Raw genomic sequence first — 22,516 nt, 5'->3', positions numbered from 1 at the left:
TTTATTATTGGAGGATGTCATCAAAAAAACAAAACTCCACACAACCAATTGATATTATTAAACTTTTATAATTGTCTATTTTCTACACAATTTAACACAACTGTAACAAAACTGCGCCCTTCAGCCCTTTTTTCGCATTTAATCCACAAAGTTATCCACAGTTTTTGTGCACAACTTTTTTAGCTGTTATTTTTTCAATAGTTAACAAAAGTCAAGTCTTTTTTCGTTGATTTCTTCAGCTCGTTTTTTAAAAACAGTCACAAAAAACTTGCATACCTCTGATCTTATCCGTATAATGCGCATTCTTTCTTACGGGTCGTTAGCTCAGCCGGTAGAGCACCGCACTTTTAATGCGATGGTCGAGCGTTCGAATCGCTCACGACCCACCACTCAATCTTTTCTCCTTCCTGTACTATCCTGAAAAAAACCGCTTTCGAACAACTTGCAGTGGAAAAAATATTGGGCCTTAAAGTCTATAAGAAGACTTAACTTACCAGCGAATAAAGACTTAAACACTTCGCTGACCTCCCTATCCATTCAAGCACTCAACATTTAATGACAGAATCAATTACACCAACACCATCATTTCAAAGTCTCGGTTTATCAGAACCTGTTTTAAAGGCATTAAAAACAGTCGGCTACGAAACGCCCTCGCCTATCCAGGCGGAAATCATCCCTTATATCATGGACGGCCGTGACGTACTCGGCCAAGCCCAAACCGGCACAGGTAAAACGGCGGCATTCGCCTTACCTTTGTTATCGCGTCTGGACATCAAACAAAAAGATCCACAAGTTCTCGTGTTAGCCCCGACCCGGGAACTAGCCATTCAGGTAGCCGAGGCTTTTCAACGCTATGCCTCCAAAATCAAGGGTTTCCATGTTTTACCTATTTATGGCGGTCAAGATTACAGCATTCAGCTCCGCCAACTAAAACGCGGCGCTCATGTCGTCGTTGGAACACCCGGCCGAGTGATGGACCATATGCGCAAAGGCACACTTAAACTAGATAAGTTGACCTGCCTGGTTCTGGACGAGGCCGATGAAATGTTACGCATGGGCTTTATTGATGATGTGGAATGGATTCTGGAACAATTGCCAAAACAGCATCAAACCACTTTATTTTCAGCCACCATGCCAACAGCAATCCGCAAGATTGCCCAAAACTATTTGCATAACCCTGAACAAATCACTATCAAGGTTAAAACTGCGACAGCAGAGAATATTCGTCAACGTTATTGGTTAGTCAGCGGCGTACATAAGCTCGATGCCCTCACCCGGATTCTGGAAGCGGAAGAATTCGATGGTATGATTATTTTTGTGCGCACCAAAACAGCCACGGTCGAACTGGCCGAGAAATTGCAGGCCCGGGGACATTCGGCCGCCGCCATCAATGGCGATATGTCGCAGGCTATTCGTGAACGTACAATTGAACAGCTAAAAAAAGGCAAAGTGGATATTTTGATTGCCACCGATGTCGCGGCACGCGGCCTAGATGTTAAACGCATCACCCATGTAGTCAATTATGATATTCCTTACGACACTGAGTCTTATACGCATCGTATCGGCAGAACGGGCCGCGCCGGCAGAACCGGAGATGCCATTTTATTTGTTTCTCCGCGAGAGCGTCGTTTGCTAAAAAATATCGAACGTGCGACCCGCCAGCCGGTTGAGCAAATGCAGCTACCCTCTACCGAATTTATCAATAACACCCGAATCAAACGCTTCAAACAACAAATTACAGATACTCTGGCAACAGATGAACTCAGCTTTTTTGAACAGCTTATTGAGCAATATCAGAGCGAACATGATGTTCCTGCTGTTGAAATTGCAGCCGCACTGGCAAAAATCGCCCAAGGCGATACGCCACTGCTCGTAAAAGACAGCCCTCGAAAATCACGCTCAACTGAGTCATCATCACGTCAGAAACAAGACAGAAATGATCGCCCTGAACCGCGACGCAAACAACGTAAAAGCGCTATTGAGATGGAGCTTTTTCGGATCGAAGTCGGCCAACAGCACGGGGTTAAACCCGGTAATATTGTAGGCGCTATCGCAAACGAAATCGGCATTGATGGCGAACATATCGCCCGAATCAAAATCGAAGATACTTTCAGTACAGTTGAACTACCCGCTGGCATGCCCAAAGATTTATTTCAGGCGCTGAAAAAAGTACGCGTCGCTGGCCGTCCTCTGAATATCAGCAAAATCAATGCTCAGTCGTCCCAAACCAAAAAACGCAATACAGAATCTGGCAAACGTAAACAGCGTAACCGTTAAGCACCGGATAAATGCGAAGGCGGGCAGCGACCACACAGCAAAGCCCGCCGAAACATGTCAAAATTATAATCGCCCGTGACCAGGATCGGCTTTCTAATGTAACAGCCTTTTCTGTTAGCGTGCGCCACAGGTTGGACAGGATGGATTTTTTTTAAATCGCATACTGTTCCATTCCATACTGAGCCCATCGAATAACAGCAAGCGCCCCACCAGAGGCTCGCCTATATCGAGTAATACTTTAATCGCTTCCAAAGCCTGGATACTGCCGATAATGCCAGTGATGGGCGAAATAACACCATGCGTTGCGCAGTTTTGCGCTGTTTCACCTAGGTTTTGATAAAGACAGTTATAACACGGACTTTCATCCAGACACGGCCTGAACACAGAAACCTGGCCTTCAAACCGTATTGCCGCACCGGACACCAAGTCGGTTTTCTGCTGAACGCAGGCACTGTTAATAGCAAAACGGGTCGTGAAATTATCACTGCAATCTAGCACCACATCAGCTTTAGCCACTTCCTTCTGCAACCTCGCCCCCTCCAGACGGACAGGATGCGCTAAAACAATCGTTTCCGGATTGATTTTTTTTAACGTATCCCGGGTTGAAAAAACTTTTTCCATCCCTATATCTTCAGTGGTATGGGCAATCTGTCGTTGTAAATTGGTTAAATCGACGTTGTCATCATCAAACAGCGTGATTTGCCCAATACCAGCCGCCGCCAGATAAATAGATGCCGGACAGCCGAGCCCACCGGCGCCAATGATTAATACCTTGGCGTTGAGCAGCTTTTGCTGACCTTCGATATCGACTTGTGGCAGCATAATCTGGCGGCTGTAACGGAGTAATTGTTTGTCGTTCATAGCACTATTGGAAAGGCAAAGGAGCGACAAATAATGCCAAAGTACTTGACAGAATGCAAAAGCTGACTATTATTAGCACTCATCAGCACCGAGTGCTAATAACAAAAAAACCATTTTATTAAACTAACTGTTCAGGAGACATTGATGAAAATACGTCCATTACACGACAGAGTCATCATTAAACGTGTAGAAGAAGAAACTACAACAGCAGGCGGTATTGTTTTACCCGGTTCTGCCGCTGAAAAACCCAGTGAAGGAACCGTTCTTGCTGTAGGAAATGGCAAACTACTGGAAAATGGCGAGATCCGCCCGCTGGATGTCAAAGTTGGCGACCGTGTATTGTTCGGTAAATATTCCGGCAATGAAGTCACCGTAGATGGCGAAGAAGTGATCGTCATGCGTGAAGATGACATCATGGCCGTTTTAGACTAATCAACAAACATCAATATTTTCTAACTCACCATTTATTCTAAGAAGGAAAAAAAATGGCAGCAAAAGACGTAAAATTTGGATTAGATGCCCGCACCTTAATGGTAGCTGGCGTTAACATTCTGGCAAATGCCGTAAAAGTAACTTTAGGCCCTAAAGGTCGTAATGCCGTACTGGAAAAAAGCTTCGGCGCGCCTACGATTACCAAAGACGGTGTATCTGTCGCTAAAGAAATCGAATTAAAAGACAAATTCGAAAATATGGGCGCGCAAATGGTTAAAGAAGTGGCGTCACAAACTTCTGACATTGCGGGTGACGGCACCACAACAGCAACTGTTTTGGCGCAGGCTATCGTCAATGAAGGCTTAAAATCTGTCGCCGCCGGCATGAATCCAATGGACTTGAAACGCGGTATCGACAAAGCTGTCGTTGAAGCGGTTAAAGCCATCGAATCGACAGCCATTCCTTGTGCAGACAGTAAAGCTATCGCTCAAGTTGGTACTATTTCAGCCAATTCTGACGAAGCTGTCGGCCAAATCATTGCCGAAGCGATGGAAAAAGTCGGTAAAGAAGGCGTCATTACTGTTGAAGAAGGTTCAGGCCTGAACAACGAACTGGATGTTGTCGAAGGTATGCAGTTTGACCGTGGCTATCTATCGCCTTACTTCATCAATAACCAGGAAAGCATGAGTGTCGAACTGGAAAATCCATACATCCTGTTATTCGACAAAAAAATCTCCAACATCCGTGACTTGCTTCCAGTATTGGAAGGCGTTGCAAAAGCGAGCCGCCCATTGTTGATCATCGCTGAAGATGTCGAAGGCGAAGCACTGGCGACTCTGGTTGTCAACAACATGCGCGGTATCGTCAAAGTTGCAGCCGTTAAAGCACCTGGCTTTGGTGATCGTCGTAAAGCGATGCTGGAAGATATTGCGATATTGACAGGCGGTACCGTCATTTCCGAAGAAGTTGGTCTGTCTCTGGAAAAAACCGAAATCGATCAACTCGGTACTGCTAAACGCGTACAAATCACTAAAGAAAACACCACAATCATTGATGGTGCTGGTTCTGAAGAGCAAATCAAAGGTCGCGTTAATCAAATTCGCGCACAAATTGATGAAGCTACATCAGATTACGACAAAGAAAAACTGCAAGAACGTCTGGCTAAATTAGCTGGCGGCGTTGCCGTAATCAAAGTTGGCGCAGCGACTGAAGTTGAAATGAAAGAGAAAAAAGCGCGTGTTGAAGATGCGTTGCATTCTACCCGTGCTGCGGTTGAAGAAGGCGTTGTTGCCGGTGGTGGTACCGCTCTGGTTCGCGCGTTAGCCGCAATCAAAGACCTGGAAGGTGCAAACCATGATCAAACTGTCGGTATCAATATTCTGCGTCGTGCGATGGAAGAGCCTCTGCGTCAAATCGTTAGCAATGCAGGCGATGAACCTTCTGTTGTTCTGAACGAAGTCGCAAAAGGCGAAGGTAACTTTGGCTACAACGCAGCGACTGGCGAATATGGCGACATGATCGAAATGGGTATTCTGGACCCAGCAAAAGTTACTCGTTCAGCATTACAAAATGCTGCATCGGTAGCTGGCCTGATGATTACAACTGAAGTTATGGTTGCTGATGAACCTGCTGACGAAAAAGCTGCACCTGCAATGCCTGATATGGGCGGCATGGGTGGTATGGGCGGCATGATGTAAGCCAACCCTTTTTTAAACTGTAATCAAAGCCTCGACAGTCCTACTGTCGGGGCTTTTTTATATTTGCTATCCAAGACAATAGATTTTTCATACATACGCAATCTTACTAGAGTTTAGAGCGAACTCACTCAATCACCCCATTCATTTGGCGTGATGTGTGCAAGCTTCTGTTTGTTGATCGTCGTTCAGAATCCGCTATTTGCGTAATTCCCGTCATTTTCTTCTGTCCCCCACCCATCCGGCGGTTCGAATTTTTTGCATTTACGGTGCCACCATTGTCGTACCGGAACATGGCGAAAAATCATCACCAACCCCCTGCGGATTTGTCCCGCCGTGACCGGATTGTCTTTCCGCCAGGGCGAATATCGGCACAGTTGGGCAACCTGTTCGCTGTCCAGCAGGCGCAATAACGGCAACAGACCCTAACCCACCTGGGTCAGGTGAACCCAACGATGCAGGGTCTGACGGCTTTGCTGCCAGGCTTCTTTCAGTCTCCAGGCCTGCTTCAGTTGATGGAACATCGGTTCAATCGACCAGCGTTCCGCGTAGCTCTCGATTATTTGCTCCGGGGTCAAGCTAACATCGGTACTCAACAGCAACCGGGCTTTTGTCCATTGGCCTTCATCCCGCTGAAATTCACACCAGACCACACGCACCTTGCGCCCGTTTAGAAACCGGGCCAACAGCACCTTGCTGCGGTAACGCACCGTCTGTTCTTTTCCATACAAGGGCAAGGTCACCACGGTGCGCTTCAAATGCGCAATCCGTTCGGGCGTGTATTTCCGGCCGTATTTCCGCGGACGGCCACGCTGCCCTTTTCTCCGTCGGGGCGGTTCATCATACAACCGGGTATCGATCCGAACCTGACCGATTACAGCAAAGCCCCGGCGCAGCATCGACTCGATAAAGACGCCCTTCATATACCCGCTATCGACCAACACCCGCACCCGCTGACCTTCCAGAAGCCGGTAAATGCTGCGAATCAATACCTGGGCGGCAACCAGTTTACCCGTATTGCCCGCCGCGGGCACCAGTCGGGACAACAACGGCAAGGCCATGGCCTGTTGCCCGGAACGCACCACCCAGGCCAGGCTTACCCAGCATTGACCACGCACATACGCCGCCAGATTCGGCTTGTTGCCATGCTGATGATGCATCTGGCTGCCCGGCGCCTTCTTTGAAGCCCGCAGGGTCAGTGTATCGTCAATGGCCAAATGAATAACATCCGGTTTCACCACCTTCAGCATCAGCCGAACGAACTGCCGCGCCAGTCCCAGCCAGGACCATTTTCCTTTCTGCAACCACTTGTAGTAACTGCTCCAGTGGTTGCGCATGGGGAGGGCGAGGTACGCTTCCGTGACAAAGCCCATCGGCGTGAGCATGGCGCCAAACAGCAGCTCGATAAATGTACCCACGGAACGTAGGGGTAGCGCTTTACTCAAAAATGTTATCCAATAACCCAGTTCACGGGGGATACCCGAATATCCTTTCGTGTTCACAGCGGCCTCCAGAAGTTGGTTTGATTTCTCTTCTGAAGGCCGCGCCTTGCATGCCTTTCTTTAGATTTTCAAATGAGGGCATGCAAGGCGCGGCAACGCTATCTGCTGTGCCATGTCAATGGTTTTTTGGAAAAATATTTGCTGGTTTTATACCTCCGAAACTCTAAACTCTAGTTCACATTTAAGTGGCTGGAAAAAAATTATGCTGTGTTAGTCAAATTTCATAATCCATGTCATTAAGGCAGACAGAAATTGTGAATGAATTTAATGCAACGTGACTTTATGCTGCCCACTTATTGGCTTTTTGCAATCCAATCAATCCCATTAACCCGGAACCGAATAACCAAAATGTCGTAGGAGTAGGAACTGTCGACACACTGTTTTCAATTGAAACAGTGACAAATTGACTATTATTATAAGAATCGCTATCCCAATAATAAAGCGATAGAGTTCCTGTAGCAGGAGCATTTAAATTGAAATTTGTACCCAAATAGAAGAATACATTATTAATCTCACCAACAAGAGATCCATAAGGAGCTGTTAAACCATTTTGTGTCCAGCTGGGAAAATAGGTTCCAATTAAAGTACCACTGGCTTGCCCCGATTCATCTGTTCCTGTTGCAACTAAATTAGTCACAAGACCATTAGCATTTGACCACCGTGGTAAAGGGCCAGCACTCCATAAATCGTCATAAGCGCCAACTTAAGCCCCCAACCACTTGATTAAACACGACTTACGCCCAGCTCTCTGCATTGTCGAATCATTCCCAAAATCGGTTCAGGTAGACTCTGCAACGAACGTTTTCTCGGGCGTTCGCTAACGCTTTTCAAATAATCACGCTGAAAGCGTTCTTGCTTCGGAAAACAGGCGTTCAATCCTGATTTAATGTCCTCAGCAATCGTTTTATACAAACGCCAGGGTGTCAATGCACGCGGCCCATCCATTTTCGTCAAGGCCTTGGTAAAACACCGCTGCGCGATCTTTTCCGTAACCACCGCATACAGAAGTTTGCCCTGTAAATACAATTCGGCCAATTGACCGCATACAGGGCCCTGTAAATACACGTAATTGATTGATCGCCAACAGGCTTTTCAGCCGTTTGATCACCAATTCCACCTGCCAGCGTACACGATAGAGCGCGGCAGCCGTTTCGGTGCTGAGCAACTCGACCGGCACGGACGTTAAAATTAAGACCCATTCACTGAGATAGAGCGTTTTTTCCTGGGCTGTACGTCCTTTGTTCTGCGCTCTGAGTTTCGCTTTACGCCGGGCTTGCGCCGCTTTTTCGGCAGGTAACGGAACCGCATGTACCGTGCAGGCGATTCGTTTAGTATCATGGCACAAATAAACCGGAATAGCCCCCGCTTGTTTCCCGAGACGTTGTAATTTCGTTTCCCAGTCAATTTTTATCATTTTGCCGTGCTCGTCAAGCTCGTATAAATTCATGCTGTGTGCGTTATAGCGCAGCACAATATCGCCACCTCGGTCAATAAAAGGCACCAACGACTTCGGTTGATTGTAGCCACGATCAATCAACACGACATCGCCCGATTCCAGCACATAATGGTCAGGCTTTCGCCAATCTTGTCCGTACTGACTTCAACCTGGCGCAATGTCAGTGAAATCAAATCTATCGCGATATGTAGCCGATACGTGGTTTCTGTCGCACCGGGTTCCTGCACGGTCGAGCCATCAATAATAACGAAGCTTAATGAACCACTGTCAACCACCTGATGCAACCCAAATACGCCCGATAGCAAGGATTTTACCCAAGGAACGCAGGCCGCCAGTCTTTTTTACCGCCGTATCACTTAAGTGAGCCCTGTAAGTGAGCCACCTCGCCGGCGCAACTCCGCAAGGAGAAATCCAGACCACAGTAGAGCATCACCAACTGTAACAGTTGTAAGGGCGAACGGATCTTGCGCGCACGCGTGAAGGCTTTAAATTCATAGGCTTGTTGTTGATAATCTTCTGGAAGTTCTTGCACAAATTGTTCAAAACGAGTATCTATGTGAGGTGGCTGCTTTTTCATAGGGTTTTCACTTTTGTCGGCAAAAGACTCTATGTGGTGGCCACACCTTTATTTTTCAACACGTAATCAATGATTTAATGGCTTAAGTTGGCGCTTATGCCATAAATCGTTACTGTCAACAGATCCAGTAATTAAATCACCAGTATTAAAACTTAGGCCAGTATTTAGTCCTATGCCACCTGAACTGCTATTTGCTTTGGCATAAACATCAAAAGACACAAGTGCTGAGTTTGCAACAGTTGAAAATAAAATACCAATTAATATAGTGAAAACTTTTATCATTTTTTTCTCCGATAGTTAAAATGTTAAGCTCAATTAGATTGAAAGCAAAAGCAGTGCCATTTTTTTAGGCTATTGTTTTAAAAGGTTTTATATTTCTTATTGATAAGACTCCAAAAATTGGTGTAAAAAAATATGACATCATAGGCAAACAGCGCTATCTTAGTATCTAGAATTTATGAAATGTTACCTAACTAGAGTTTAGAGCGAACTCACTCAATCACCCCATTCATTTGGCGTGATGTGTGCAAGCTTCCGTTTGTTGATCGTCGTTCAGAATCCGCTATTTGCGTAATTCCCGTCATTTTCTTCCGTCTCCCACCCATCCGGCGGTTCGAATTTTTTGCATTTACGGTTCCACCATTGTCGTACCGGAACATGGCGAAAAATCATCACCACCCCCCTGCGGATTTGTCCCGCCGTGACCGGATTGTCTTTCCGCCAGGGCGAATATCGGCACAGTTGGGCAACCTGTTCGCTGTCCAGCAGGCGCAATAACTGCAACAGACCATAACCCACCTGGGTCAAATGAACCCAACGATGCAGGGTCTGACGGCTTTGCTGCCAGGCTTCTTTCAGTCCCCAGGCCTGCTTCAGTTGATGGAACATCGGTTCAATCGACCAGCGTTCCGCGTAGCTCTCGATCATTTGCTCCGGAGTCAAGCTGACATCGGTACTCAACAGCAGCCGGGCTTTTGTCCATTGGCCTTCATCCCGCTGAAATTCACACCAGACCACACGCACCTTGTGTCCGTTTAGAAACCGGGCCAACAGTACCTTGCTGCGGTAACGCACCGTCTGTTCTTTTCCATACAAGGGCAAGGTCACCACGGTGCGCTTCAAATGCGCAATCCGTTCGGGCGTGTATTTCCGGCCGTATTTCCGCGGACGGCCACGCTGCCCTTTTCTCCGTCGGGGCGGTTCATTATACAACCGGGTATCGATCCGAACCTGACCGATTACAGCAAAGCCCCGGCGCAGCATCGATTCGATAAAGACGCCCTTCATATACCAGCTATCGACCAACACCCGAACCCGATGGCCCTCCAACAGCCGGTAAATGCCGCGAATCAGTACCTGAGCTGCAACCCGTTTGCCCGTATTGCCCGCCGCAGGCACCAATCGGGACAACAGCGGCAAGGCCACGGCCTGTTGCCCGGAACGCACCACCCAGGCCAGGCTTACCCAGCATTGACCACGCACATACGCCGCCAGATTCGGCTTGTTGCCATGCTGATGATGCATCTGGCTGCCCGGCGCCTTCTTTGAAGCCCGCAGGGTCAGTGTATCGTCAATGGCCAAATGAATAACATCCGGTTTCACCACCTTCAGCATCAGCCGAACGAACTGCCGCGCCAGTCCCAGCCAGGACCATTTTCCTTTCTGCAACCACTTGTAGTAACTGCTCCAGTGGTTGCGCATGGGGAGGGCGAGGTACGCTTCCGTGACAAAGCCCATCGGCGTGAGCATGGCGCCAAACAGCAGCTCGATAAATGTACCCACGGAACGTAGGGGTAGCGCTTTACTCAAAAATGTTATCCAATAACCCAGTTCACGGGGGATACCCGAATATCCTTTCGTGTTCACAGCGGCCTCCAGAAGTTGGTTTGATTTCTCTTCTGAAGGCCGCGCCTTGCATGCCTTTCTTTAGATTTTCAAATGAGGGCATGCAAGGCGCGGCAACGCTATCTGCTGTGCCATGTCAATGGTTTTTTGGAAAAATATTTGCTGGTTTTATACCTCCGAAACTCTAAACTCTAGGCAATCTTACGTATTTCTTTTTAATTGAATTTATTTAGAATGGGAACCATATCTGTTTAGAAATACACTGGCTCCTTAATTCACAACGCACTAGGGGCTGTTGCCATTTCACATAGGTAACCATAAAAAGGCGCAAGCCAGAGCGATAGAGCCTTCAAAATTTCGTTTGAGTTTGTCATATCGCGTGGCGATCGCTCTGAAATGCTTAAGTCTTGCAAACACATTTTCAACGAGATGGCGATATTTGTAGAGACACCAATCCATTTCATCATTTCCCCGAGTTGAATTCTTTTTCTTGGGATAACAGGAACAGCCCCTTTGTCTTTAATTTGAAGACGTAATGCTTCACTGTCATAGCCTCTGTCAGCAACTATATAGTCACCTTTTGGGAGCTCTGCAACTAATTTCGGTGCTTCTTTACAGTCATGAACTTCGCCGCCTGTCACTGAGAAATGAATAGGAAGACCACAGGCATCAACGGCCATATGAATTTTACTGGTGTTCCCGGCGACAGATTTCCCTATCGCTGTTTCTTGTTCACAGGCCGCACCACTACTATGCTGATGTGCTTTCACAATACTCCCATCAATAAATTCCCATTCCAGGTCTGGGTCAACAACCAGGGCGTTAAAAATACCCATCAGTTTTTCTTTACGAGACCAGTCATTGAATCGTTTATATACCGCATTCCAATTACCAAAAGCCGTGGGTAAATCTCTCCGGACAACCTACTCGCAAGCGATAAAAAATACCTTCGACTGTTTTTCGAAGACAAGGTTTGTCATAAATTCCCATTTTCAACATAATTATACTCTCCGCACATGAAAATAGAGCAAACCATCATGCACCGATAATTTGAAAATTCTCAGTTAAAAGTGAGCGCAAATTGTCGACATGCTTTTCTGGCTCAGAAAAGAATGTCTCGCAGGCTATTTTGAATTCTTTGAATGTTTCATAATACTGGTCATATAAGATTTCTTTCTTGAAATATCGCCAGTACCGTTCAATCAAATTAAGATTCGGCGCATACGGCGGTAAAAACACTAATTCAATTCGCGACATTTCAAGAAATTGTCTGACAGCCTTTGATCGGTAGTAGCGTGCATTATCGCAAATGATGTAAATAGTCCCAGCCTTCGGGTAACGTTCTTCAATCGCCTTACAAAGATCAATCGTTGCCTCGCCATTGATGGTGTCATAGAAGCGGCAGACAGTATCCAGAGAATCGATATTGACTGCACCGTTGACATTGAGACGTTGACGCCCGGTATTACTCTGAATCGTGAATTCCACACCACGCTTAATCCAACCACAAGCCATTACAGGATTATGTTGTGGATGAACACCATCCATGAACAATATCAAGTCTTCGGGCTGCTTGTCTTCCTTTAGTTGTTGATATTTCTCAAGGAACTCCAGTTGGGCTTTTGCATTAGCTTTGCCGGGTATCAGCTTGGGCTTTTATAGACATAACCCAAGCGATGCAGCAAGGCTGTCACACCGCGTTCACTATAGCGAACCTGCCAACGCTCTTTAATGTAAGCTGCAACCGATTTAGCGGTTAAGTGAAGATTTTTCTGCAGATATTCATCCAACTCGGTCGCTTCTGAAACCGATAAGAAACTGGCACTTCCAACATGCTGAGTTTGTAGGAGTTTAGCAAGACCACCTTTCTTATATTTTCGATAGTAGGTACGGATTGTATTGCGGTCAATGAGAAGTGCTTCGGCAACGTTTGTTGCTGACCAGCCTGAACCTAAAAGAATGATGGCTTTAACTCGGTCTGCATCACGTTTTTCTCGAAGCTCACCATGGGCTTCGCGCAAATCGGCTAATTCAGTCTCTGGAAGGGTGTAATTCGACATGGCCTTATTTTATATATTTCACTCCATTACGTCATCTTTTTATGCTAAATTCTCATTTGCGAAGAGTATATTGAGAGCTTCTATGACTTGACTATCATCTTTGGGCTTTCTTACGTAATAATATGTTGACTTACTTATCTTTAACATCGTGCAAGCCTGATTAACGCTTAGTGAAAAATGCATCACTATATGCTTTACTGTATCTCGCTTTTCATCAGGCGTTAGAGCTTTTTTCTATCACATCCTTGAGAGCTTCATTCATTAATGCCATCTCTGCATACATCTTTTGAGTTTAATATTCTCTTTTTCTAAAGTACGTAACTTCTTTATATCGCCACTGTTAATGGCCATTTAAACTGAGCCAAAACTGGCCATTAATATTGAGCCACTTTTCCAGACTTTCTTTTTATATTAAAGCTGTAACAGTCCCTCTATTTATCTAGGGAACGTTATGAAGGAGTGGATCGTGATTCATCAGATCAAAGCATTACACAATCAAGGCATGGTTTATCGAAGCGTAAGATTGCCAAACAATTGGGTGTTTCTCGCAATACCGTCAGTAAATATCTCAACATGCCAGAAACAGAAATTACTGAGATATTGTCCGATACCGATAGAACTAAGAAACTAGATGAATATCGGGACTACATTATTCAACTGCTGCAAACCTATCCCGATTTATCAGCGGTTAAAGTGTTACGTAAACTGAAGGCCAAGGTTGAAACACTGAGCGTGTCAGATCGTTCTGTCAGACGCTATATTCAAGCACTGAAGCAAGAAATCAGTTTTAAGCAAGCCCGTTACTATGAGCCTGTCATAGATATGGTGCCTGGCGAACAATGTCAGGTTGATGGCGGTGAACTGCGTGGCGTGATGATTAATGGTGTTGAAACCACCGTTTATTTAATGGTCTTCGTATTGTCTTATTCTCGTTTAATGCATGTATCTTTATCAAATAAGCCGATTAATACCGAGATGTTGATCAAACAGCATGATGTCGCCTTCCGTTATTTTGGCGGCATGCCTGAGGAATGTGTTTATGATCAAACTAAACTGGTGGTTATCAGTGAAACCTTCAGGGAATTAAACCTTAATCAGCTTTTTTCTCAGTATGCAACCGCCGCTGGATTTCGTATTCATGCCTGTGAAGGCTATGACCCAGAAAGCAAGGGCAAGGTTGAAGCAGGTGTAAAGTATGCCAAAAACAATGGGCTCTATGGTGAAAGCTTTGCCAGCTGGCATGAATTAGAACAGTATTTTTCTGACTGGTTGGATAATACCGCTAATCAACGTGTTCATGGCAGCACAGGTAAAAAACCCAGAGAATATTATGATCAGTCAGAACAGGCTCATATGCAGCCTTATTTGACACCTTCCTGTATAGCGTCTTATTCAGCAAGTACTGTCGCTACACGTAAAGCCGATAAAACAGGACTTATCGCTTGGCAATCCAATAAATACCCGTGCCGATGGCCTATCAAAGTGCCCGTGTCGGTGTCAAAACCGAAACAGGTCAGTTAATCATCAGTGATTTAGAAACAGGTAACAAAATTGCTGAACACCTGATCAGCATCGAGAAAGGTCAAGTCATCAAGAACACCGATCATTACCGTGATAAAGCCCAGAGGATAAAAGACTTAGAAGCTGAGCTTTTACACATTTTAGGTGACACAGAGCAGACTCAGGCTTTATGCGCCTTACTTAAAACGACCTCACCCAAAATATATAAAGACCAGCTTTTGGGCGCTAAACAAATAGTCAGCGCGTATTGCAAACAATATGGTGCTATTGAAGCAGAACATTTATCACGATTGATCAATACACCGCGCTTAACAGCAACAGGGTTAAGAGAACGTCTGCTGGCTTTCCAACAAAACCCAGAGAAAAATAACGACTCACAGAGTCAGCAAGTCACACAGGATCAAGTTAATCAGGGTAATAGTGCATTAGCGCATTATGCTGCGCTAAATGGCCACCCTGGCGGTCAAGGAGAGAGCCATGTCATCCATTGATCAGGTCACCCAGAAATTCCGAAGCCTACGCATGTCAGCCATTGCAGAACATCTTGAGCCGTTATTAAGCCAAGCTGAGGCAAATGAAAGTTCTTATCTACAGTTTGCACAAAGTCTGGTTGAGTATGAAGAAAATCAACGCAACAGTAAACGTATTGAACAAAACAGACGGCGATCAGGTTTTCCCTTGCATAAAAGCCTGGAAGAGTTTGACTATCGCTTTCAGACCACGATCAGCAAGCGTGAAATGAATAGCCTGTGTGACTTTAACTTTATTGATAATCGAGATAACGTCGTCTTTATCGGGCCGCCAGGTGTGGGTAAAACGCATCTGGCTATTGGTCTGGGGCTTAAAGCGATTGATGCAGGCTATAAAGTCAGCTTCAACACGGCTTTGGCTCTTATGGAAATATTGGAATTAGCTGAACTCAAAGGCGAGTTGAAAAAGAAAATCAATCAGCTACTCAAATTTGATGTGTTGATCATTGATGAGCTCGGTTATCTACCGATGAATAAACAAGGTATGCACAACTTGTTTCAATTGATCAATGCGCTCTATGAATACCGCTCAATCATCCTGACAACCAACAAAGAATTTACGAATTGGGGTGAGTTCTTTTTCGACAACAATGTGGCCGTGCCGATTGTAGATAGGCTCATCCATCATTCACACATTTTTATGCTGGGAGGCGAAAGTTATCGACTGAAATCTAAACTTAACAAATAACTATTTCTCTGGAAAAGTGGCTCAATATTAATGGCCGAAACTGGCTCAATTATTTTGGCCGTTGACAGCCACTTTCTAAGCCACTATATTTACGTTTCCATTTGTAATATGTATCTTTACTGATACCTTTTTCTCTCAGTGTCTCAACAACGGGTGCACCGTCTTCTATCTCTTTTAAAATACCAACAATCTGTCTCTCTGTAAACTTACTTCTTCGCATGAACTCTCCTGATTTATTTTATCAGAATTATTCTGTTTTAGGTGGTTCGAATTTAGGGAGGCTTACAGGAGTATTATAGAAAAAATATTTATATATTTTTCATTAAAAGCATTGGATTAAATTTAATTATATCACCATTTAATATAATATATATATAAAGTATATAATTATAATATATAATTTAAAAAAAGGGGGGAGCCATGTTAATAGTACTCTCACACCAAAAAGGTGGAGTTGGCAAGAGTACCATAGCTTGGAATTTAGCTACAGGACTACAAAACAAAAAATATGCTATAGAACTCGTAGATCTTGATGTTCAGCAAACACTCTTTTACACCAATGAAATACGAAAACAAAATACGAAACTAAATCCTTTAATAGTTAAACAATTTGGAACAGTTAATGATTTCAAGATGTATATTCAGGGAGATAGTGAGAATAGAATATCTGTAATTGATGTAGGTGGATTTGATAGTGATATGGCAAGAGTTGCTATTGCATCTGCTGATCTTGTCATTACTCCAGTAAGTGATAAGAACTTTGAACTTTTGGGAGTTAAGACCTTTGAAAAGACTCTTAAGGCAATAAGTACCGTAATAAATGATACAGTAGTTGTTAAAGTACTTCTTAATAATCTCAATCCAAGAAAGAGCAAGATAGATGACCTTGTAATATTCCTAAATAAATCATCACACTTTGAATTGATGGATAGTATTTTACGAACAAGAGTAGACTTTGACCGTTCAGTAGGAGAAGGAAAGAATGTTATTGAATATGACAAAAAGAGTAAGGCAAGTAAAGAAATTAAAAATTTAATCAAAGAGACTATTCATATATTAAATATATAAATAGTATATAATTTTTATATATAAAGGTATTAAAATGGCTAGAAAAACGTATTAGATGATTTGGATAAAGTAACACAGGGTGCAAGCCTTAAAGAGCAAACCAAGGCTAAGAGTACAGGCACAAAAAAGAAAAGCAAAGGCAAAACTTATTCATATAGCTCCAGAGTGGGAAGATGCAATTAATGAATACCAAGATGGTACTCTTACAGCATATATTAGATTGGCAATCAGAGAGAAGATGAAACGTGATGGTATTTTGTAACATTATTACTTAACTTTCGCACCTAAATAATACACAAATATAGCCCCAAACCCCCTTAGGCACAAGCACAGATTCTTATTGCTTCATAACCCTTGACAACACATAATATCTATGAAATTCATCCCCATCAAAAGCCCTGTACACGGTACTTTTTAGCTATAATAACCCTACCAAACAAGAGGGTAAAAAGTGTCCATAGGATAGTGTAAAATAAAGTTCGCAATTTTTAAATATGCTAATCTTCCAATAGTAAAAATTGCGAACTTTATTTTACACTATCTTTCTTTTTACACTCATTTTATCTTTCCTTACTTTCTATGCTTTATTTTATCATTTTGAAATAAGAAAGTTGTTTTTAGTGGTTTGATTTATGGGGTTCATTATAGTAATCCTTCTGTGTTCAATATTTTATCTAATTGACACAGAATTTGTTATACTCCCAGTGTCTAGGTTATAGGGGTCATTCCAATCTCTACTTAATCCAAGTTTACGTGCTATTGCACTTTTTACTCAGCCCTTCTTTTTTTATACTGCCTATTTTAGCACCGTGTGTGACACTTCTTGTGCTTCTTGTATATATGCTTACTCACCCACGTATTGTAGCAAAGGTAAGAACTCAAGGATTAGAGTATTATCCCCAAAAACATTTAATAATGTCGGAGTTATTATATTAATAAACAAGAAGAGGAATGATGTAATAAACACTGCAGCAGTAACAGTCCCTGTTCCACAATTAAATAGAGCTGCTAAACTTATATTTACAATAGCTATAGGCATCAATATTTGCATTAACATTATATATTTCATTTGTGATGGCAAATCAATAAAGGTTAACATATAATAAACAAGTATTGGAAGTAAAATAAATTTTATTAAGATTACATTACTCAACAATTTCATATTGATTGACTTAAGTGTAATGTTATTTAAAAACATTCCAAATAACATTAATTGTATTACCATAGATGTATGTCCCGCATAGTCTAAAAGCATTCGAAAATTAATCATATATTCAAAAAGTTTAAGTTTATTATTATTGAAATAATAATTGCCCATATTATTGGGAGTTTGACAATTTTTTTTAATGATTCTTTAACTGAACTTTTACCATTCGAATAATAAAATGTACCAAATGTATATGCAAAAATTGCTGTTGTAACACTAATCATAGTTGTTATTGATAAACTCGATTCACCAAAAATTACTAAACCTAAAGGTATCCCTAAATTCCCATAAGCGCCAACTTAAGCCCCCAACCACTTGATTAAACACGACTTACGCCCAGCTCTCTGCATTGTCGAATCATTCCCAAAATCGGTTCAGGTAGACTCTGCAACGAACGTTTTCTCGGGCGTTCGCTAACGCTTTTCAAATAATCACGCTGAAAGCGTTCTTGCTTCGGAAAACAGGCGTTCAATCCTGATTTAATGTCCTCAGCAATCGTTTTATACAAACGCCAGGGTGTCAATGCACGCGGCCCATCCATTTTCGTCAAGGCCTTGGTAAAACACCGCTGCGCGATCTTTTCCGTAACCACCGCATACAGAAGTTTGCCCTGTAAATACAATTCGGCCAATTGACTGTCTTTACGGGCACGTAATTGATTGATCGCCAACAGGCTTTTCAGCCGTTTGATCACCAATTCCACCTGCCAGCGTACACGATAGAGCGCGGCAGCCGTTTCGGTGCTGAGCAACTCGACCGGCACGGACGTTAAAATTAAGACCCATTCACTGAGATAGAGCGTTTTTTCCTGGGCTGTACGTCCTTTGTTCTGCGCTCTGAGTTTCGCTTTACGCCAGCTTGCGCCGCTTTTTCGGCAGGTAACGGAACCGCATGTACCGTGCAGGCGATTCGTTTAGTATCATGGCACAAATAAACCGGAATAGCCCCCGCTTGTTTCCCGAGACGTTGTAATTTCGTTTCCCAGTCAATTTTTATCATTTTGCCGTGCTCGTCAAGCTCGTATAAATTCATGCTGTGTGCGTTATAGCGCAGCACAATATCGCCACCTCGGTCAATAAAAGGCACCAACGACTTCGGTTGATTGTAGCCACGATCAATCAACACGACATCGCCCGATTCCAGCACATAATGGTCAAGGCTTTCGCCAATCTTGTCCGTACTGACTTCAACCTGGCGCAATGTCAGTGAAATCAAATCTATCGCGATATGTAGCCGATACGTGGTTTCTGTCGCACCGGGTTCCTGCACGGTCGAGCCATCAATAATAACGAAGCTTAATGAACCACTGTCAACCACCTGATGCAACCCAAATACGCCCGATAGCAAGGATTTTACCCAAGGAACGCAGGCCGCCAGTCTTTTTTACCGCCGTATCACTTAAGTGAGCCCTGTAAGTGAGCCACCTCGCCGGCGCAACTCCGCAAGGAGAAATCCAGACCACAGTAGAGCATCACCAACTGTAACAGTTGTAAGGGCGAACGGATCTTGCGCGCACGCGTGAAGGCTTTAAATTCATAGGCTTGTTGTTGATAATCTTCTGGAAGTTCTTGCACAAATTGTTCAAAACGAGTATCTATGTGAGGTGGCTGCTTTTTCATAGGGTTTTCACTTTTGTCGGCAAAAGACTCTATGTGGTGGCCACACCTTTATTTTTCAACACGTAATCAATGATTTAATGGCTTAAGTTGGCGCTTATGGGGAAAGGACCTAATCCAACACATGCAACAAAAAATAAACCAATTAAAAAAACCGGTGTTGCTCTTATAATAGCAGCTATACTTCTAAAAAAAGTATAGATAAAATCTCCAAATACTAATCTTGTTACTATATTCCTTGCACTCAATATACTAAAAGGTATAGCAATAATAATACCAATAAAGGTTCCAACCAGTGCTATATCCATTGTTTGCATTCCATATATAAAAATAGCCTCTGGTAATAACTCCCACTTGGGTGATAATAAATCTTTAACTAATATTCCAGCAGGTTCTAATCCATCTATCAGTTCTATTAATGAAAATTCTACTCTATTAAAAGTTTGTATTACAAACAAAATAATCGCAAAATAAAGTGGTAAATTACTACCTATAATTTTATTCCACCACCAAGGATTATTAAATAAAATTTTATTTGTCATCTCTTTTGTATATACTATATTATTTAGAAAATTGGTTCTACCATATAAGTATTTAATATACATACTTCTATAAATTGAATGAATTATATAAGTAAATAATAATAATAATAAGCTGTATGAAATTGAGTAATTAACATATACCAGAATCAAAGTATAAATTGTTGCAAACAATGTCATGAGTCCCATTCCAATATTATTTTCTTTTATGTCATTCATCCCTGGTATACTCCAAGTAACCCCATTACTTAATACTTTAATACTGCTATTTGTCATAAGTTAATCCATATAAATATTTATAATCTCTATCGTTAAAATCTAAAGGGCTGCCATTAAATACTACCTTGCCCTCACGTAAGCCAATAATTCTATTAGAATATTTCTTTGCCAAATCAAGTTGATGTAAGTTTATTAATACAGTTGTATTATTCATTTTATTAATTTCTATCAATAAGTTCAATACCCTTTCTTTTTCTGGATCTAAACTCGAAATTGGTTCATCTGCTAAAATAATATTTGCTTCTTGCGCCAATGCTTTGGCAATAGCTACTCTTTGTTTTTGTCCGCCAGATAAATTAATCGTAGACTTAAATGTATATTCTTCTAACCCAACTTGTTCTAAAGATTTTAAAGCTATTTTTTTATCCTCATCTGAAAATCTAAAGAATATCTTTTTCCATCCTTTTAAATATCCCAACCTTCCTAGTAAAACATTGTAATAAACTGAAAATGTTAATATTAAGTTGCTATCTTGGAAAATCATAGAAAGATTTGTTTTGCCTTTTCTTTTCCATATTTGATTTTGATTTTCCCCTGTAATAACTATGTCTTTTGTATCACTTTCCACTAAGCCAATTAATGCTCTCAAGAAAGTGGATTTACCTGCACCAGATGGACCAATGATGGAAACAAATTCACCATTATCTATTTTCAAATCTTTTACATCAAGTACTACACTACTTGAGTAACTCTTTTTAAACTATGTATTTCTATACCCATTTAATCTTACCTTTCTAATAACTCTGGTTTCAATTTCATTACTATTTCCTTTAATAAAAAATATTCTGTTTCATCTGTAATTTCTAATCTATCAATTCCAAATAGATCATGTAACCATTTCTTACCCTCAATATCATTTGACATTTTAACTAATGCTCTTTGGAGGGCAACAACTTTATATTTTTCTAAATTTTTACGTACAATCTGTGGGTCTGCAGGAATAATATCAGTTGTAAAAATGATTTTTGTATCTTTTAAAACCTTTGGGAACTTTTTCATAATATTACCGGATGTACGAGCGTCATTATAAATAAATCCTACATCAACTTTTTTATTTAATACGGATAATGTAATAGATGCCGCACTGCTTAGATAAATACTTTTTATATCTATTTTACTATCAATATTATATTCTTTTTAACTTCCACTTAGGATATAAATTTGAAGATGCAGATAGAGGGTCTCCAAAAGCAACACTTCTACCTTTTAAATCCTTCAAACTACTTATATTATTATCCCTATGAGTTATCCCAATCCCTCGATACCCTTTTTATTCCATGACGTACGGAAGATGTTATAGGATAAGCACCTGTCTTATCATTACAAAGTATACTCTCCGCACATGAAAATAGAGCAAACCATCATGCACCGATAATTTGAAAATTCTCAGTTAAAAGTGAGCGCAAATTGTCGACATGCTTTTCTGGCTCAGAAAAGAATGTCTCGCAGGCTATTTTGAATTCTTTGAATGTTTCATAATACTGGTCATATAAGATTTCTTTCTTGAAATATCGCCAGTACCGTTCAATCAAATTAAGATTCGGCGCATACGGCGGTAAAAACACTAGGGGCTGTTGCCATTTCACATAGGTAACCATAAAAAGGCGCAAGCCAGAGCGATAGAGCCTTCAAAATTTCGTTTGAGTTTGTCATATCGCGTGGCGATCGCTCTGAAATGCTTAAGTCTTGCAAACACATTTTCAACGAGATGGCGATATTTGTAGAGACACCAATCCATTTCATCATTTCCCCGAGTTGAATTCTTTTTTCTTGGGATAACAGGAACAGCCCCTTTGTCTTTAATTTGAAGACGTAATGCTTCACTGTCATAGCCTCTGTCAGCAACTATATAGTCACCTTTTGGGAGCTCTGCAACTAATTTCGGTGCTTCTTTACAGTCATGAACTTCGCCGCCTGTCACTGAGAAATGAATAGGAAGACCACAGGCATCAACGGCCATATGAATTTTACTGGTGTTCCCGGCGACAGATTTCCCTATCGCTGTTTCTTGTTCACAGGCCGCACCACTACTATGCTGATGTGCTTTCACAATACTCCCATCAATAAATTCCCATTCCAGGTCTGGGTCAACAACCAGGGCGTTAAAAATACCCATCAGTTTTTCTTTACGAGACCAGTCATTGAATCGTTTATATACCGCATTCCAATTACCAAAAGCCGTGGGTAAATCTCTCCAGGGACAACCTACTCGCAAGCGATAAAAAATACCTTCGACTGTTTTTCGAAGACAAGGTTTGTCATAAATTCCCATTTTCAACATAATTATCTTCAGTTTCTCCCAAAGTTCATCCGTAAGCAGTTGTCGCGGCATAGTTTGCTTGTTTTTGAGTCAAAATAAACAAT

The 22,516-nt window shown here is 42.3% G+C and carries 26 protein-coding genes, 1 tRNA gene and 3 pseudogenes; 8 read left to right on the top strand and 22 right to left on the bottom strand.

The features are described 5' to 3' along the window. The first annotated feature begins 313 nt into the window (after window positions 1–313). Together JEU20_RS08315 and JEU20_RS08310 are read left to right on the top strand one after the other, a co-directional pair. Window positions 314–389 (top strand) — tRNA-Lys (locus JEU20_RS08315). Window positions 390–555: 166 nt separating this feature from the next. Further along, window positions 556–2,277, top strand: a complete 1,722-nt coding sequence (locus JEU20_RS08310; protein ID WP_198244929.1) for a DEAD/DEAH box helicase — start codon at window positions 556–558, stop codon at window positions 2,275–2,277. A 114-nt stretch (window positions 2,278–2,391) separates the two neighbouring features. On the opposite strand, the gene JEU20_RS08305 is transcribed toward JEU20_RS08310, so the two are convergent. Then, window positions 2,392–3,138, bottom strand: a complete 747-nt coding sequence (locus JEU20_RS08305) for a HesA/MoeB/ThiF family protein (protein WP_198244927.1) — start codon at window positions 3,136–3,138, stop codon at window positions 2,392–2,394. A gap of 144 nt (window positions 3,139–3,282) precedes the next feature. On the opposite strand from JEU20_RS08305, the gene groES reads away from it, so the two are divergent. Beyond that, the gene (gene groES / locus JEU20_RS08300; RefSeq protein WP_198244925.1) at window positions 3,283–3,570 is read left to right on the top strand and encodes a co-chaperone GroES; all 288 of its coding nucleotides are present in this window, start codon (window positions 3,283–3,285) and stop codon (window positions 3,568–3,570) included. 53 nt (window positions 3,571–3,623) lie between these two features. Next, complete coding sequence (groL, locus tag JEU20_RS08295) at window positions 3,624–5,267, top strand: chaperonin GroEL (protein ID WP_198244923.1); 1,644 nt, start codon at window positions 3,624–3,626, stop codon at window positions 5,265–5,267. 185 nt (window positions 5,268–5,452) lie between these two features. Here groL and JEU20_RS08285 read toward each other — a convergent pair. The 11 genes and pseudogenes from JEU20_RS08285 to JEU20_RS15175 form a co-directional block, all read right to left on the bottom strand. Further along, window positions 5,453–6,766: pseudogene (locus tag JEU20_RS08285) on the bottom strand (IS701 family transposase). A gap of 280 nt (window positions 6,767–7,046) precedes the next feature. Next, window positions 7,047–7,403: a hypothetical protein gene (locus JEU20_RS08280; protein ID WP_198244918.1), complete on the bottom strand. Its 357-nt coding sequence runs from the start codon at window positions 7,401–7,403 to the stop codon at window positions 7,047–7,049. An 86-nt stretch (window positions 7,404–7,489) separates the two neighbouring features. Further along, the gene (locus JEU20_RS15200; protein WP_245395088.1) at window positions 7,490–7,711 is read right to left on the bottom strand and encodes a hypothetical protein; all 222 of its coding nucleotides are present in this window, start codon (window positions 7,709–7,711) and stop codon (window positions 7,490–7,492) included. Continuing rightward, window positions 7,671–8,327 carry a transposase gene (locus JEU20_RS15195; RefSeq protein WP_245395155.1) on the bottom strand — a complete coding sequence of 219 codons (657 nt, stop codon included), beginning with the start codon at window positions 8,325–8,327 and terminating at the stop codon, window positions 7,671–7,673. Before JEU20_RS15195 ends, JEU20_RS15200 begins: the two co-directional genes overlap by 41 nt. Beyond that, a complete protein-coding gene (locus JEU20_RS15190; protein ID WP_245395154.1) occupies window positions 8,300–8,527 on the bottom strand; it encodes a hypothetical protein in 228 nt (75 codons plus the stop codon). Before JEU20_RS15190 ends, JEU20_RS15195 begins: the two co-directional genes overlap by 28 nt. Window positions 8,528–8,574: 47 nt before the next feature. Beyond that, entirely contained in the window at window positions 8,575–8,799 is a 225-nt protein-coding gene (locus JEU20_RS15185) for a hypothetical protein (protein ID WP_198245627.1), read from the bottom strand. 66 nt (window positions 8,800–8,865) lie between these two features. Next, window positions 8,866–9,081: a hypothetical protein gene (locus JEU20_RS08270; protein ID WP_198244916.1), complete on the bottom strand. Its 216-nt coding sequence runs from the start codon at window positions 9,079–9,081 to the stop codon at window positions 8,866–8,868. 270 nt (window positions 9,082–9,351) lie between these two features. Further along, the gene (locus tag JEU20_RS08265) at window positions 9,352–10,665 is read right to left on the bottom strand and encodes an IS701 family transposase (protein WP_425356687.1); all 1,314 of its coding nucleotides are present in this window, start codon (window positions 10,663–10,665) and stop codon (window positions 9,352–9,354) included. Window positions 10,666–10,947: 282 nt separating this feature from the next. Next, window positions 10,948–11,643, bottom strand: a pseudogene (locus JEU20_RS08260) (IS5 family transposase). A 36-nt stretch (window positions 11,644–11,679) separates the two neighbouring features. After that, window positions 11,680–12,258: an IS630 family transposase gene (locus tag JEU20_RS15180; RefSeq protein ID WP_245395192.1), complete on the bottom strand. Its 579-nt coding sequence runs from the start codon at window positions 12,256–12,258 to the stop codon at window positions 11,680–11,682. 29 nt (window positions 12,259–12,287) lie between these two features. Next, window positions 12,288–12,704 carry a helix-turn-helix domain-containing protein gene (locus JEU20_RS15175; protein ID WP_198245250.1) on the bottom strand — a complete coding sequence of 139 codons (417 nt, stop codon included), beginning with the start codon at window positions 12,702–12,704 and terminating at the stop codon, window positions 12,288–12,290. 466 nt (window positions 12,705–13,170) lie between these two features. Between JEU20_RS15175 and istA the strand changes: the two are divergent. Continuing rightward, window positions 13,171–14,716 (top strand): annotated as a pseudogene (gene istA / locus JEU20_RS08250) (IS21 family transposase). Next, window positions 14,703–15,443, top strand: coding sequence for an IS21-like element helper ATPase IstB (gene istB / locus JEU20_RS08245; protein ID WP_198244246.1), 741 nt, complete (start codon window positions 14,703–14,705; stop codon window positions 15,441–15,443). Before istA ends, istB begins: the two are co-directional and overlap by 14 nt. 49 nt (window positions 15,444–15,492) lie before the next feature. On the opposite strand, the gene JEU20_RS08240 is transcribed toward istB, so the two are convergent. Next, the gene (locus tag JEU20_RS08240) at window positions 15,493–15,663 is read right to left on the bottom strand and encodes a transposase (protein WP_198244911.1); all 171 of its coding nucleotides are present in this window, start codon (window positions 15,661–15,663) and stop codon (window positions 15,493–15,495) included. Between the two features lie 200 nt (window positions 15,664–15,863). On the opposite strand from JEU20_RS08240, the gene JEU20_RS08235 reads away from it, so the two are divergent. Together JEU20_RS08235 and JEU20_RS08230 are read left to right on the top strand one after the other, a co-directional pair. Next, on the top strand, window positions 15,864–16,511 hold the full coding sequence (locus JEU20_RS08235; protein WP_198244909.1) for a ParA family protein: 648 nt from the start codon (window positions 15,864–15,866) through the stop codon (window positions 16,509–16,511). 79 nt (window positions 16,512–16,590) lie between these two features. After that, complete coding sequence (locus tag JEU20_RS08230; RefSeq protein ID WP_198244907.1) at window positions 16,591–16,773, top strand: hypothetical protein; 183 nt, start codon at window positions 16,591–16,593, stop codon at window positions 16,771–16,773. 582 nt (window positions 16,774–17,355) lie between these two features. On the opposite strand, the gene JEU20_RS15880 is transcribed toward JEU20_RS08230, so the two are convergent. The 9 genes from JEU20_RS15880 to JEU20_RS08190 all read right to left on the bottom strand — a co-directional run bounded on the left by JEU20_RS15880 (window position 17,356) and on the right by JEU20_RS08190 (window position 22,484). Then, the gene (locus JEU20_RS15880) at window positions 17,356–17,766 is read right to left on the bottom strand and encodes an AEC family transporter (protein ID WP_425356705.1); all 411 of its coding nucleotides are present in this window, start codon (window positions 17,764–17,766) and stop codon (window positions 17,356–17,358) included. A gap of 271 nt (window positions 17,767–18,037) precedes the next feature. Then, a complete protein-coding gene (locus JEU20_RS15170; protein ID WP_245395221.1) occupies window positions 18,038–18,622 on the bottom strand; it encodes a transposase in 585 nt (194 codons plus the stop codon). A 490-nt stretch (window positions 18,623–19,112) separates the two neighbouring features. Continuing rightward, window positions 19,113–19,337, bottom strand: coding sequence for a hypothetical protein (locus tag JEU20_RS15165; protein WP_198245627.1), 225 nt, complete (start codon window positions 19,335–19,337; stop codon window positions 19,113–19,115). Between the two features lie 74 nt (window positions 19,338–19,411). Then, window positions 19,412–20,149 carry a PhnE/PtxC family ABC transporter permease gene (locus JEU20_RS08215; RefSeq protein ID WP_198244903.1) on the bottom strand — a complete coding sequence of 246 codons (738 nt, stop codon included), beginning with the start codon at window positions 20,147–20,149 and terminating at the stop codon, window positions 19,412–19,414. Continuing rightward, on the bottom strand, window positions 20,139–20,807 hold the full coding sequence (locus JEU20_RS08210) for a phosphonate ABC transporter ATP-binding protein (protein WP_198244901.1): 669 nt from the start codon (window positions 20,805–20,807) through the stop codon (window positions 20,139–20,141). The genes JEU20_RS08215 and JEU20_RS08210 overlap by 11 nt, the downstream gene beginning before the upstream one ends. 71 nt (window positions 20,808–20,878) lie before the next feature. Continuing rightward, the gene (locus JEU20_RS08205) at window positions 20,879–21,277 is read right to left on the bottom strand and encodes a PhnD/SsuA/transferrin family substrate-binding protein (protein ID WP_198245956.1); all 399 of its coding nucleotides are present in this window, start codon (window positions 21,275–21,277) and stop codon (window positions 20,879–20,881) included. Window position 21,278: 1 nt separating this feature from the next. Continuing rightward, a complete protein-coding gene (locus JEU20_RS15500) occupies window positions 21,279–21,407 on the bottom strand; it encodes a PhnD/SsuA/transferrin family substrate-binding protein (RefSeq protein WP_198245954.1) in 129 nt (42 codons plus the stop codon). Between the two features lie 106 nt (window positions 21,408–21,513). Then, window positions 21,514–21,750 (bottom strand): transposase, encoded by a 237-nt coding sequence (locus JEU20_RS08195; protein WP_198244899.1) that lies wholly within the window; start codon window positions 21,748–21,750, stop codon window positions 21,514–21,516. Then, complete coding sequence (locus JEU20_RS08190; RefSeq protein WP_198244898.1) at window positions 21,735–22,484, bottom strand: IS5 family transposase; 750 nt, start codon at window positions 22,482–22,484, stop codon at window positions 21,735–21,737. Before JEU20_RS08190 ends, JEU20_RS08195 begins: the two co-directional genes overlap by 16 nt. Between the last annotated feature and the right edge of the window lie 32 nt (window positions 22,485–22,516).

The sequence above is a fragment of the methane-oxidizing endosymbiont of Gigantopelta aegis genome (genome assembly GCF_016097405.1).
Classification (GTDB): domain Bacteria; phylum Pseudomonadota; class Gammaproteobacteria; order Methylococcales; family Methylomonadaceae; genus Methylomarinum.
Note: the sequence above shows the minus strand (reverse complement) of the source record. Positions and strands in the feature narration are given on the sequence as shown.